This is a genomic window from Butyrivibrio sp. FC2001 (assembly GCF_000424125.1).
Lineage (GTDB): Bacteria > Bacillota > Clostridia > Lachnospirales > Lachnospiraceae > Butyrivibrio.
On record NZ_AUJH01000015.1, the window covers coordinates 90,356 to 104,117 of the forward strand.

The window sequence follows — 13,762 nt, forward strand, 5'->3', positions numbered from 1 at the left end:
TGAGGCTTCAATAAATAGTTCAAGTGAAAATGCAAAGTGGAAAATAGTTCAGGTGATAGCATAAAGAGGAGAATATGATATGAAGATTTTAGAAACTGAAAGATTATTTTTGCGAGAAATGAATATGGATGATTTTGATGCACTCTATGCAGTTCTGGCAGATCGTGATATTATGCAGCATTACCCCTATACCTTTGACGAGGACAGGGTAAGGGACTGGATCAAACGCAATATGCAGCGTTATAAGGACAACGGCTTTGGCCTATGGGCTGTATGCTTAAAAGAGACTGAAGAGATGATCGGCGACTGTGGCCTGACTCTCCAGAATATAGAGGGTGAGATGCTCCCTGAAATCGGTTATCACATCCGCAAGGACTGCCAGCACAAGGGCTACGCCAAGGAAGCTGCCGGAGCAGTCCGCGACTGGGCTTTTAAAAACACAGAGTATCCGTCACTATATTCGTATTGCAAATACACTAACGAGCCCTCCTACAAGACGGCAGAAGCGATAGGCATGCATTTTGCAAAAGAATATCCTGATGAAGCGAATGAGATTACTCATGTTTCTGTGATGAATAGGGAAGATTGGCGTAAGGCTTCAGCTTAAAATGAGGAGGTTCACACCAAGCCCAGCATGGTTCCAAGAGATCGCGTTCAGGAACTGATAGGATTTCTTCCCGGAGGAGTCAGCATAATAATGCTTTTTACTTTATTTATTACATTTGCAAAAATCGGGCTGTTCACCTTCGGTGGTGGACTTGCCATGATTTCCCTAATTGAAAATATCTGTGTTAAACAGAAAAACTGGATCACTCACGAAGAGATGATGAATGTCACGGTGATTGCGGAATCCACACCGGGCCCTATAGCGATTAACTGCGCTACCTTTGTGGGCTATAGGAAAGGTGGCCTGCCGGGTGCTATTGCCGCAACCTTTGGAATGTTGCTTCCTTCATTTGTGATTATTTTTGCAATTTCCAGATTCCTTGATAACTTCCTTGAGATCACCTGGATTGCAAGTGCATTTAAGGGAATAAGGCTTGCGGTTGGAATCCTTATCCTTGATGTGGGGATTAAGATGGTCAGAAAAATGAAAAAGAAAGCTCTTCCCTGTGTGATAATGGTCGTCTCCTTTACAGTGATGATGCTTATCAATATCTTTTCATGGAAGTTTTCATCGATCAGCATGATGCTTATCGCAGGAGCAGTAGGACTTGCTGCCTACATCGTTCAGGGAGCACCTGCCGGGAAAGGCGGTGAGCAGAAATGATTTATCTTGATTTACTCATAGGATTTTTGAAGGTGGGCCTATTTTCATTCGGCGGAGCCTATGGCGCCATACCACTTATAAGAGACGTAGTTCTGGATTATGGCTGGATGGACGAAGATGCCGTGATGGATATGATAGCAGTAAGTGAGAGCACTCCCGGCCCCATAATGGTGAATCTTGCGACCTATGTCGGAAGCAAGCAGGCAGGATTTCCCGGAGCGGTTCTTGCCACAGCAGCCGTGGTACTTCCTGCATTTATAATAATTCTTCTTATAATGGTGCTTTTGAAGAGACTTCTTCAGAACAGATATTTTCAGGCTGTATTAAGCGGACTAAAGCCCTGTATCATGGGAATAATTCTTGCGACGGGATGCTACATGATCATTAAAAACTGTGCATATCCCATTGCTGAAAAGAGAGATATGATCCCATTTATGTTTACAGCAGTGCTGGCTGTGATTTTCTATGGCTCTGAAAAAGTATTAAAAAAGAAAATAACTCCAATCATGCTGATAATAGTATCAGCACTAATTGGAGTTGCAGTGTACGGAATATAAATTTATAAAAGCTTTGGTGCCTGCTTTTTAAGCTCGTCATCATAAAAGGTAGCGGCCTTGTCTACGATAGTGTAGGCAGGGCTTTTTTCATGCATTGTAAGCTCGACTATAGCTATTCCGCAGTTTGGAAGAAGGCCGTCTCCCCAGAATTTTGCAAGGTCCGACTCACCGCGTATATACATTAAAAGAGCCTTGCTGAGCGCACCGTGAGTGCTTATGAGTACGGAGGAATCCTCCGGTAGTTCTTCTATTATATCTGTCATGAAATTCTTTGCCCGAGAGCATAACTCACTAAGAAGCTCGGGAGTCTGAGTGCGGGATTCTGATGCGCCCTCATTATTATACTTCCATTCGTAAACGGCATTTTCATATTTATCAGGAGCTGACTTGAAATATCTAAAGGGCGAGCTTTCATCCGCCTGCATTTCTTCAACCTTACCGCCATCCATAAAGCCGAAGTGAAGCTCTTTTAGCCTTTCGTCGGTAATGATGTTCTGAGCTGCTTTGGAATTGTTGCTGTTTTCGAGTATTACTTTTGCAGTCTCATAGGATCTTGATAAGGGACTTGAATATACTTTATCAAAGGTGATTCCCTTTCCTTTTATTCCTTTTCCTGTCTCCTTTGCCATGAGTTTTCCAAAATCATCCAGCGGGATATCAGTCTGTCCCTGGATAAGGTGCTTGTTATTCCATTCAGTTGTTCCGTGTCTGAGAATGTATATCTTCATATTTTTAACCTGTTTCTTTCTATAATAAATCGGAAATCATTATACCCCTAAGCCCGACGTAAAGCTATCGGAAACAGCACATCGTACCGACAGAGCATCAAAAAATCCCCTCCGGAAACGGAATTAATTATTATTTTATAACCTAAACAAGTATAAATCCTTGATAAAAACTGCATTTTTTTGTAGAATGCAAATGTAGTGCGTAGTAAACGATAAAAATTTATCATGCTATAGTATACACTAACAATAAGGAGGTACTTATGATTTACTCAACAGAGGTAAAAAATATGTGTCCCGTAACACAAGGGGTACATCATGGTGCTGCTCCCATTCCTGAAGAAGCAAAATGGGTTCAGTCCAAAGAGATTAAGGACATTTCCGGTTATACACATGGTATTGGCTGGTGTGCTCCTCAGCAGGGTGGCTGTAAGCTTTCCCTTAACGTTAAGGAAGGTGTCATCCAGGAGGCACTTGTAGAGACTATCGGATGTTCCGGTATGACTCACTCAGCAGCTATGGCAGCTGAAATTCTTCCCGGTCTTACAGTTCTTGAAGCGCTCAATACAGACCTTGTATGTGACGCTATCAACACAGCTATGAGAGAGCTGTTCCTTCAGATTGTATATGGCAGAACACAGTCTGCATTCTCAGAGGATGGACTTCAGATTGGTGCTGGCCTTGAGGATCTTGGTAAGGGATCACGTTCAATGGTTGGTACTACATATGGTACACTTGACAAGGGACCTCGTTATCTTGAGCTTACAGATGGTTATATCACAGACCTTGCTCTTGATGAGAACGACGAGATCATCGGATATAAGTATGTTAACTTCGGAAAGATGATGGACTTCATCAAGGCTGGTGACGATGCTAACACAGCTATCGAGAAGGCTAAGGGTCAGTATGGCCGTGTTGCTGATGCAGCCAGATTCATCGATCCTAGAAAACAGTGATAAGGTAAGGAGGAAAATATAATGGCTTTATTTGAATCATATGAAAGAAGAGAGCCCCAGATCCTGGCTTGCCTTAAGGAGTATGGAATCTCTTCTATCGAAGAATGTAAAGAAATCACAATGGCAGCAGGCATTGATGTATACAGCCTCATCGAGGGCATCCAGCCTATCTGCTTTGAAAATGCTAAGTGGGCTTACACAGTAGGCGCTGCTATCGCAATCAAGAAGAACTGCCGCAAGGCTGCTGATGCTGCTGCAGCAATCGGTATCGGTCTTCAGGCTTTCTGTATCCCTGGTTCTGTTGCAGACCGTCGTAAGGTTGGTCTTGGACATGGTAACCTTGGTAAGATGCTTCTTGAAGAGGATACAGAGTGCTTCGCATTCCTTGCAGGTCACGAGTCATTCGCTGCTGCTGAGGGTGCTATCGGTATCGCTGAGAAGGCTAACAAGGTTCGTACAAAGCCTCTTCGCGTTATCCTTAACGGTCTTGGAAAAGACGCTGCACAGATCATTTCCCGTATCAACGGCTTTACATATGTAGAGACAAAGTACAACTACTTCACAGGTGAGGTAGAGGAAGTCTTCAGAAAGTGCTATTCAAAGGATGCAAATTCACCTCGTGCAAAGGTTAACTGCTACGGCGCTAACGATGTACAGGAAGGTGTTGCTATCATGTGGAAGGAGAACGTTGACGTATCTATCACAGGTAACTCAACCAATCCTACAAGATTCCAGCATCCCGTTGCTGGTACTTACAAGAAGGAGCGTACTGAGGCTGGTAAGAAGTACTTCTCAGTTGCTTCAGGTGGTGGTACTGGACGTACACTTCATCCCGATAACATGGCAGCAGGTCCTGCTTCCTACGGTATGACAGATACTATGGGTCGTATGCACTCAGATGCTCAGTTTGCTGGTTCTTCTTCAGTTCCTGCACACGTTGAGATGATGGGTCTTATCGGCGCTGGTAACAACCCGATGGTAGGTATGACTGTTTCTACAGCCGTTTCTATCGAAGAGGCTGCAAAGGCTGGTAAGTTTTGACCTTAGTCACTTAGCGAGGTTTTATCGAGCTTAGTGAGTAAGGCCGTTCGGGCGAGCACGAAGTGCGAGAGCCGAACTACCTTGTTAAATAACTTGACGAGGTATTTACGAGTCTAGTTAGCGAGACCGTTCGGCCGAGCTTGTCGAGGTTGAACTTCCTTGTGATACTGGTATTATTCAAAAAAACTAGCGCCGCGAAATTTAATTTCGCGGCGCTTTTCTTTTGCCCAAAATTATTCTATTATAGACACGTTGCGCTTTTATAAATTGATACAAAGAAAGAATGAAATCTAATGATAACGTGGATAATAGCTACTTTTGCAGCATTTTTTATAAAGGGCCTGTGCGGCTTTGCCAATACCCTTGTTTTTACAACAATCCTTGGTTTTGGAGTTAACAACGTAAATATCTCACCTGTTGAGCTGGTTCTGGGCTTTCCGTCCAACTGTATCCTGACATGGAAAAACAGGAAAAAGCTCGATATAAAAATCGTTCTGCCGATGATCCTGCTCATACTTCTTGGAAGTATTCCGGGAGCATTCCTTCTTAAGAATGTGGATGCCCACAACATAAAAATCCTGTTCGGCCTTGTCGTAGTACTTGTGGGAATAGAGATGATGCTGAAGGAATATGACAAGATCCACATGAAGGATTCAAAGCTTGTGCTTTTGTTAGTGGGAATCCTTGGCGGACTTATGTGCGGACTCTTCGGAGTTGGCGTTTTGATGGCAGCCTGCGTGAGCCGTGTCACCAACACAAGTGAGGAATTCAAGGCCAATCTCAGCGCGATTTTCATTATTGAGAATCTGTTCCGCATAGTGATGTATGCATCTATCGGAGTTATCACCTTTGAGTCACTTAAGCTTGTAGTATATCTTATTCCGTTTATGCTTGCGGGCGTGTTTGCAGGGATGAAGAGTGCGACGATTCTTGATGAAAAGCTTGTAAAAAAGCTTGTGATCGTGCTTCTTATTATATCCGGTCTTGCGCTTGTAATTAAAAATGTGTGATCCGATTTTATCAGCAATATTCAAAAAGTTTATATTTATTTAAGTACTTATTCACGATATTTCATATACAATGGTATTGTAGCTTATGATATGAGTATAACTGTGCCCTGTATTTCAGAGGGGATTGTTATCGCATTTTTGGTGGTGATAAGTATGGATTTTTCAGCACTGATCAATTCGATAAGTACAATAGCATGCGTATTGTCCGTGGAGAGACTTCCTGATGACAAGATAGGCGATCTGCGTATTGTTGCAGCTAACAAGGCCTATAAGGATTCCATGCCGCCCAACTATTATGACGGAATGCTGTATACTGAGCTTTTTCCAAAGGAGAGAAAGTTCGAGCACTTCGTTGCGTCCTCTTGCTTAAAGCGTAAGCAGATACATACATATGTTGAGGCTAAGGCCATTGGAAAGTGGATGGAACAGGTATATATTCCGCTGGAATCAGACAGGGATGATATCGGATATTGCATTTTTTCCTATGAGTTAACCGAAAATGCTGATCCTGAGAGAATGGGCAACATCAGTCATGATACGGCGACTTCGGTAATTAAGAGCTGTGCTGTTTTCAGAACTGCAGAAAACTTCCACACGGCAGCAAGTGAGGTTGTACAGGAGCTGTTTGAAAAATGCGAGGCCGACCGTGTAAGAGTTGTAAGCGTTGATGAGCTTACACAGGGGCTTAAGTATATTGCCGGAAAGGCTAAGAATGGCTTCGATGACCAGGATCAGGGAGTAGAAAAAATCCCTCCGGAGGTCGTTAAAACCTGGAATAAGACTATTGAACAAACTAACTGCCTCATTATTACTGACGAGGCGGATATGAAAAATCTGGAGGATAGAAATCCTGAATGGGCGAAATCATTACAGGAAGCAGGCGTAAAGAGCATTTGCTTTGTTCCGCTTTTCCAGAATAACAATATAATCGGCTATCTTTATGTAACCAATTTTGATACCAGCAGAACCATTGAAATCAAAGAGCTTCTTGAGCACACATCATTTTTCCTGGCAGCGGAGCTTGCAAACAATAACCTCATGGAAAAGATGAGAGAGCTCAGTAATCTCGATACTCTGACCGGTGTGTTCAACAGAAATGCCATGAATATCCGTGTCGATGAATTTGTATCAAAGGCAGAGCTCAGACTTCGGCCCTACGGTGTCATTTTCATTGACCTGAACGGACTTAAGTTTATAAATGATAAGTACGGTCATGAGGCGGGTGATCAGATGCTGTGGTCCGCGGCCTCCATTATCTCCGAGATATTTGGGGATGATGAGATTTACAGAGCCGGCGGCGATGAATTCACCATCATCTGCACGAAGCTGTCAGAGGATGTGTTCCTGGATAAGGTCAGAAGGCTTCGTGAAAAGACCGCATATCCTGCAGAGTTAACGATGTCCATCGGCTATCATTATTCCGGAAGCGGAGATGATATACGAATCGCAATGCGCAATGCCGACCTTGCCATGTACAAGGACAAGGAAGAATTCTATAAGGAGCATCCCGAGCTCAGGGTTAGGAAAATCTGAAGTAGCTTATGAAAATTGTTAAAAAAGTCCTTCGTGAGAGTATCCACTCACGGAGGATTTTAATATTGTTACTGCAAAAATTGTTCTTATAGTTTCCTATAAAAAATTTTACTACGTTTATATATTGACATGAAAATCCCTAAACTATAAACTAGATACATCGCACGCTTTAACACTTAAAAGCGTTAATGACAAAAAGTATCTTTTATACATCATAGTGGCAGAAAAATGTATAAACATACATTTTTTAACCCAAAAAGGTACTACGGGAGAAGTATGGGGACAGTTGAATATGAAAAAGTAGAGGGCTTTGATGTTCCGGGAGCTCTCCAAGGGGAAAAGGTCGAACTTCCTTCTGATCTTGAAGGGGACAGTTCAGATTTAGTTACGGAACACATCTATATCATTTTTTCTAATAATATCTCAATCGAAAACGGAATAAAGCTCATCGAGGACGAGGTGCTATCCGGGGAAAAGCTTGACGTCAGAAGACAGGATGAATCCGGTCACGCTATCGTTTGTGTGGTGAACTCTGCCCAGAGGAAGGCCATTGAGAACCTGGCCGATGTGGAGAGAGTGAAGGTACAGGAGGCTGCAAATCCAACCTCAGAAAAAAAAACTGACGAGGGAGAGGACGCTAAAGCTGTAGAAGCAACTGAAGCAGGCCGCTCAGAAGCAAATAGCACAGAAGCGGAAAGTGCAGAAGCAGAAAGCACAGAAGCTGAAGGTGCTACAGAAAAAGCTTCAGACGAAGCATCTACCGAAGAAGTCACGGATCAGGCAGAAGCTTCAAACACCGCAGAATCTGCAGAGACATCAGAGGAAGCAGAGACATCAGAAGAGGCGGAGACATCTGAAGAATCAGAAGAATCTGAGGAATCTGAAACTGAGGCATCAGTAGCTGTCACATCCGATGAAACGGGAGGAAAGAATAGCGGCTCCCATGCCTACGGAATTACGATTGCAGCAGTGATTGCTCTCGTGGCCGTTGCAATTGCAGTTTTTCTGCGCAAAAAATAAGCATTATTGTGCTAGTAACCATTTAAAGGTTTAGCTCAATATCCGGTTTTTTATAGATTATTGCTGACCTATAAATGTTTACCAATATAAAAAACGGAGGAATGTGTATGAAAAGAAAAGTTTGCCCCAAAAAGGCGCTGGCTGTGATTCTTGCCGCATCCTTGGCATTGTCACCAACTATCACAGCATCTGCAGCTTCTTTGGGAGACGGGGAAGTGACCCTGGATGGTGTAAGTTCAGGGGATGCCGGTGATGGGGAAGAAGCCGGTAAATCAGATGAGACCGTTAAAGATTCATCTGAAGAAGCTCCTACAGATGATGCTGCAGCTGACAAGAAGGATGAGGAAACAACCGAGAAGCCTTCAGACGAGGCAGAGGATGTAGAGGACGTAGAAGATGAAGACGCTCCTTTATTTGAGAAGGTAGATCCGGAAGAAGAGGGACTCGAGGATCCTGCTACAGCTATCGAGGGTGAAACACCTGATATTCCTGTGGAGGAGAAGGACCCCGAGGAGCAGACCCGTGTTATCATCGTTATGGAAGGCGACAGCGTACTTGACGCCGGTTACGATACAGAGGATCTTGCTGAGAATGATGCAGCCATGGACCTTTCCGACAGCATTGTTGCACAGCAGGAGGTACAGGTTGAGAAGATCTCCGACGAAGCTTTAGGCGGAGAGGATCTCGATGTAAATTACAATCTTTCAATTCTTACCAATGCAGTATCTGCAGATGTTGCATACAAAGATATTGAGAATATCGAAAAAGTTGACGGCGTTGAAGCTGTTTACGTAGCTCAGAAGTACGATCCGCAGGAGACTGCTGATCCCCAGACCATAACTTCTGGTGATATGGTTGGAAGCTACACCACATGGGCTACAGGCTACACAGGTGCCGGTACAAGAGTAGCCGTAATTGATACAGGTATCGATGTTGACCATCCTTCCTTTGATGGCGCAGCATTCGAGACACATCTTCAGGAAACAGCTGATGAAGCAGGCAGAACAATAGAGGATTACGATCTTCTTGATGCAGGCGAGATCGAAGCAGTTCTACCTAACCTTAACGCAACACAGAGAAGCGAAGGCGTTACAGCTGATCAGTTATATCAGAATGAAAAGATTCCTTTCGCTTTCAATTATGTAGATAAGAACCTCGACATCACACATGACAATGATGACGAGGGTGACCACGGAACCCACGTTTCAGGTATTGCAACAGCTAACTCATATATTCCTGATGCTGCATCTGAAACAGGTTACTCAAGACAGGAAAACGGAGTTGTAGGTATCGCTCCCGATGCACAGCTCATCACCATGAAGGTATTTGGTACAAACGGTGGTGCATACAGTGATGATTACATGGCAGCTATTGAGGATGCTATCCTCCTTAAGGCTGATGTCGTTAACTTAAGTCTTGGTTCATCAGCTGCAGGTTACTCTTCAGATTCTGAAGCTTATGTAAATGAGATCTTCAAGAAGCTTGAAGGAACAAGCACAGTTGTTTCAATCTCAGCAGGTAACGCAGGACGCTGGGCAGACAACTCTGCTTACGGTGTAAACCTTAGCGGTGACGTTAACCAGGATACAGTCGGATCACCCGGATCCTACTACAACGCATTTACTGTTGCCAGTGCCGTTAACAGCGGATTTACAGGCAACTACTTCATCACTCCTGATGGAAACAGCGTATTCTACACAGCAGGTAATGAAACACTTGCTCCCGGGTTCCAGACTCTTGATACATCAGCTGATCAGGCCGGAACAGATTATCCTTTTGTATTCTTAAGGGCAAAGGGTGAGGCTGCTGACTACGAAGGTCTTGATGTTAAGGACAAGATAGTATTTGTTCAGAGAGGTGCCATCACCTTTGGTGAGAAGCAGATGAATGCTGAGGCAGCAGGCGCTAAGGCTGTAGTTATCTACAACAACGCGCCCGGAACTATCAGCATGACACTCCAGGGAAGCACAGCAGTTATCCCTGCGGTATCCATCACACTTGCTGAAGGAGAGGCTATTGCACAGAGCGCTGAGCAGGTTTCCGAGACAGTATTTGAGGGAACTCTCAAGGTTGTTGGTAAAGTTAAGACCAACTACGAAGCTCCCGACGGATACACAATGAGTGATTTCTCTTCATACGGTGTACCTGGATCACTTGATCTTAAGCCTGAGATCACAGCTCCCGGTGGAAACATCTATTCAACAAGAGACAAGGGCACATATGGAAACATGAGCGGTACATCAATGTCAGCTCCTTCCATCGCTGGTCAGAGTGCACTTGTTGAGCAGTACATCAGAGAGAACGGGCTTGCAGATAAAAACGATGTTTCAGTTCGTACTCTTGCACAGTCACTTATCATGAGCACAGCAGTTCCGCTTCATGAGGATAATGATGCAGCAGCACCTGAAATTTCACCCAGATCACAGGGTGCAGGTCTTGCAAATGTTTATGATGCAGTTACATCACCTTCTTACATCCTTGTTGGTGATAAGAATGGCAACGATGGTAAGGCTAAGGTTGTTCTTGGCGACGATCCTTCAAGAAGCGGTAACTACAGCTTCTCATTTGATGTTTACAACATGTCTGAGAACCCTCAGTACTATGTTCTTGACGCAAGCGTACTTACAGAGCAGCTTTATGAGGACGGCGGAATCACATATTTCGCAGGCTCATCACACAAGCTTAATCCTGAGGTTGCACTTACAGCCGACGATACTACACTTGTTTACGACTTAAACGGCGACGGTAAGATCAACAGCAAGGATCGCAAGGTTCTTCTTCAGGTAGTAAATGGCTCCAAGGAGCTTTCACTTGTTTCAGAGCACGAGGATTACTTCGACCTTAATAAGGACGGCGTTGTAAATACAAAGGACGTATACCTCTTCGGACAGCAGATCAAGAAAAAGGTAGACGTTGCAGACTTTGACCTCAGAGTAATGCAGGTTAAGGATTCTACAAAGGTTAATGTAACAATCAACCTTTCAGACAGCGACAGAGAGTATCTCGCCGGATTTGAAAATGGTATGTATGTAGATGGTTACATCTATGTAAACGGTGTTGTATCACTTTCAGTTCCGTTCCTTGCATTCTATGGAAGCTGGATGGATTCCTCAATGTATGAGAACTTCGATTTCCTTAGAGCAGTTCACGATAAGGAATATGCTAAGAATGCAGCAACCTATGTAGGACTTTCAAAAACTAACTTCCTTACAGTATTCCCGATGGGAGATGAAGAGGAAGACTACTATATTCCTAACCTGTTCGCACAGGATGATGAGTACATCGCAGACAGAAATGCGATCAGCTCACTTAATGGAACAGTACTCGGTTCTCAGTATTACTCACTTATCAGAAATGCCAGCAGAGTAATCATGAGCATCACAGATAAGAACACAGGTGAAGAGTACTTCAAGCACGTTGAGTATGAGAACTATGCTTCATTTGTTTATAACGGTCAGTGGCAGAATTACATCCAGGCTCAGGAACTTAACTGGGCAGGAACAGATGCAAATGGTGAGCCCCTTGAGGATGGTACAGAGGTTAATGTCACAATCGAGGCAGTTCCCAGCTACTATGACAATGTAGAGGATCCTTCTACACTTGATGGTAAGGGACTTTACATGACAACACCTATCGCAATCGATAACACAGAGCCTGTTATCACTGATGCTGTTAAGAATCAGGATGGCGGCTATGACCTTACACTTTATGACAACAGATATTCAGCAGCAGTACTTCTTATCAGCAGCGATAAGAAATCACTCATCGGAAGATATGCTGTTAACCAGCAGAACAAGGATGAGGATGTAGTTGTTTCAGTAGAGGTACCGGATGATGTATTCTACGCAGAAGTATTCGACTATGCAGGCAATGCATCAGTTTACCGCTTCAACAACACAGGACATGCTGATACAAAGTACGTTACAGAGATAAGCGTTGATAAGGAGAGCCTTGAGCTTGAGGTTGGCGATTCCGCTAAGGTCAATGTTACTGTAGGACCTAAGTGGCTTGCTGAGGGCTACAACGCAGTTGAGTGGATGAGCACTGATGAGGACGTTGTTCTTGTTAACCAGAACGGTGTTGTAAAGGCTATCTCAGAAGGTAAAGCAACAGTTATGGTAGCAACCCTTGCAACTAACAAGAAGGGTGAGCACCTTGTAGCTAAGATTGAAGTAACAGTTACAGATCCTACAACAGTTTCAGACGGTAATGCAGGCGATGAGCCCAGTGAGGATGCTGATTCAAACGACGATTACTCAGAGCCTCAGACACGCAAGGATGAAACCGCTGAGGAAAGTAGAGAGCCTGAGCAGGAGGAAGCTAAGGACGAAACCAAGGAAGAGTCCAAGGACGAGACCAAAGAAGAGAACAAGGAAGAGGCTCAGGATGAGGTGAAGGACGAAACCAAGGAAGAAGCCAAGGATGAGGCCGAGCCCAAAGCACAGGAGCCTACAGAAGAAAAGGCAGATGATGACGCTTCTGACGATTCTAAAGAGGATGACTCTGCAGCAGGAAATAAAACAGATGACTCTGCAAAAGAGGATGAGTTAGGAGGAAACAACAATGACTAAGGTATTAAGAAGAGCAGCCGTTCTTTTGACTGCAATGCTTGTTCTTTTTGCAGTAATACCGGGAGCTAAGGTAAAGGCTCAGGATAACGGCGTATTACATACAACTGCTGTAGTAAGCGGAAAGGCTGACAGCCAGAAGGTTACATACACAGTTAAGCTTGATAAGACATCAGTTTCTGATGGTAGAGTTGCAGTTGTTTATGACGGCAGCGTTCTTACACTTAAAAAGGACACCGAGGGTATCCGCTTTTCAGAGTCAGATGTAAATAAGAATTTCACAAGCGACGACCAGAAGGGAATTGCTTATGCATTCGTTAATGATTCAGCTAAAAGCGTAAGCGGAACACTTATCTCCCTTACATTTGATGTTAAGAAGAACCTCGACGGTCAGGACACAGTAATTAAAACTGAAGTTTATGGAATCAACAGCGATGACACTCAGGTTGTTGAGGAAACAGTTCTTGAGGACACCGTAACAGTTGGAAGAGAAAAGTTAAAGAAGCCTCAGCTCAACTCAGTCAGCCAGACACTTCTTGGTGTCAACGTAAAGTGGACTAAGGACTCCGCTGCAGATGGCTACGTAATCCTCCGCAGCACTTCCAAGGACGGCAAGTACACCGAGATCGCTTCCGTAAATTCCGGTAACTACTGGGATATCACCGTAGGCAACAAACAGACCTACTACTACAAGATTAAATCGTACCAGGGAAAAGGATCTGGCAGAGTTTACTCACAGGAATCCAACATACTATCAATCAAAGTAAAGAAATTCCTTGGAATTTTCGGATAACCGACTACCGCGCCACAGCATACGCTGTGGCGCAATTTTTTTTGTGTGGACAAAACTTCACGCTGCCCAGAGGGGCCCACACCCATTTTGTGCAAAATTCTGCGCCGAAATTTAATACCCTCGCTGTGACATACGCACTATACTGCAACATGTCTGAGCTTCTGAGCCTTTGAATTAACCTTAAGCTCATTTTACGAGTTCTTTCATGTTCGCTTGTTTTTTAAAGCTGGTGTCACTTTGCTTTATAAGCATGCCTTAGAAAAGAACTTGCAGGACGTAGTATACATAA

The 13,762-nt window shown here is 44.0% G+C and carries 11 protein-coding genes; 10 read left to right on the top strand and 1 reads right to left on the bottom strand.

All coding sequences use genetic code 11. The features are described from left to right. The first annotated feature begins 79 nt into the window (after positions 1-79). Genes G601_RS0109330 through G601_RS0109340 form a run of 3 tightly spaced genes read left to right on the top strand, consistent with a single transcriptional unit; the run spans position 80 to position 1,827 of the window. Positions 80-607: a GNAT family N-acetyltransferase gene (locus tag G601_RS0109330; RefSeq protein WP_026665177.1), complete on the top strand. Its 528-nt coding sequence runs from the start codon at positions 80-82 to the stop codon at positions 605-607. 27 nt (positions 608-634) lie between these two features. Beyond that, the gene (locus tag G601_RS0109335) at positions 635-1,270 is read left to right on the top strand and encodes a chromate transporter (protein ID WP_242834402.1); all 636 of its coding nucleotides are present in this window, start codon (positions 635-637) and stop codon (positions 1,268-1,270) included. Further along, positions 1,267-1,827, top strand: a complete 561-nt coding sequence (locus G601_RS0109340; RefSeq protein WP_026665179.1) for a chromate transporter — start codon at positions 1,267-1,269, stop codon at positions 1,825-1,827. Before G601_RS0109335 ends, G601_RS0109340 begins: the two co-directional genes overlap by 4 nt. 2 nt (positions 1,828-1,829) lie before the next feature. Here the strand turns inward: G601_RS0109340 and G601_RS24955 are convergent, their stop codons facing one another. Further along, complete coding sequence (locus G601_RS24955; RefSeq protein WP_051205709.1) at positions 1,830-2,555, bottom strand: histidine phosphatase family protein; 726 nt, start codon at positions 2,553-2,555, stop codon at positions 1,830-1,832. A 260-nt stretch (positions 2,556-2,815) separates the two neighbouring features. Here G601_RS24955 and G601_RS0109350 point away from each other — a divergent pair, with 260 nt between their 5' ends. The 7 genes from G601_RS0109350 (at position 2,816) to G601_RS0109380 (ending at position 13,473) form a co-directional block, all read left to right on the top strand. Further along, positions 2,816-3,508 (top strand): iron-sulfur cluster assembly scaffold protein, encoded by a 693-nt coding sequence (locus tag G601_RS0109350; protein ID WP_022763478.1) that lies wholly within the window; start codon positions 2,816-2,818, stop codon positions 3,506-3,508. A 21-nt stretch (positions 3,509-3,529) separates the two neighbouring features. Then, positions 3,530-4,549: a GGGtGRT protein gene (locus tag G601_RS0109355; RefSeq protein ID WP_026491969.1), complete on the top strand. Its 1,020-nt coding sequence runs from the start codon at positions 3,530-3,532 to the stop codon at positions 4,547-4,549. Positions 4,550-4,842: 293 nt separating this feature from the next. Further along, positions 4,843-5,559: a sulfite exporter TauE/SafE family protein gene (locus tag G601_RS0109360; protein WP_026665180.1), complete on the top strand. Its 717-nt coding sequence runs from the start codon at positions 4,843-4,845 to the stop codon at positions 5,557-5,559. Positions 5,560-5,712: 153 nt separating this feature from the next. After that, on the top strand, positions 5,713-7,092 hold the full coding sequence (locus tag G601_RS0109365; RefSeq protein WP_026665181.1) for a sensor domain-containing diguanylate cyclase: 1,380 nt from the start codon (positions 5,713-5,715) through the stop codon (positions 7,090-7,092). A 276-nt stretch (positions 7,093-7,368) separates the two neighbouring features. Continuing rightward, entirely contained in the window at positions 7,369-8,112 is a 744-nt protein-coding gene (locus G601_RS24960; protein WP_026665182.1) for a hypothetical protein, read from the top strand. A 107-nt stretch (positions 8,113-8,219) separates the two neighbouring features. Further along, positions 8,220-12,683, top strand: coding sequence for a S8 family serine peptidase (locus G601_RS27150; protein WP_026665183.1), 4,464 nt, complete (start codon positions 8,220-8,222; stop codon positions 12,681-12,683). Continuing rightward, positions 12,676-13,473 carry a hypothetical protein gene (locus G601_RS0109380; RefSeq protein ID WP_026665184.1) on the top strand — a complete coding sequence of 266 codons (798 nt, stop codon included), beginning with the start codon at positions 12,676-12,678 and terminating at the stop codon, positions 13,471-13,473. The genes G601_RS27150 and G601_RS0109380 overlap by 8 nt, the downstream gene beginning before the upstream one ends. Positions 13,474-13,762: the final 289 nt, after the last annotated feature.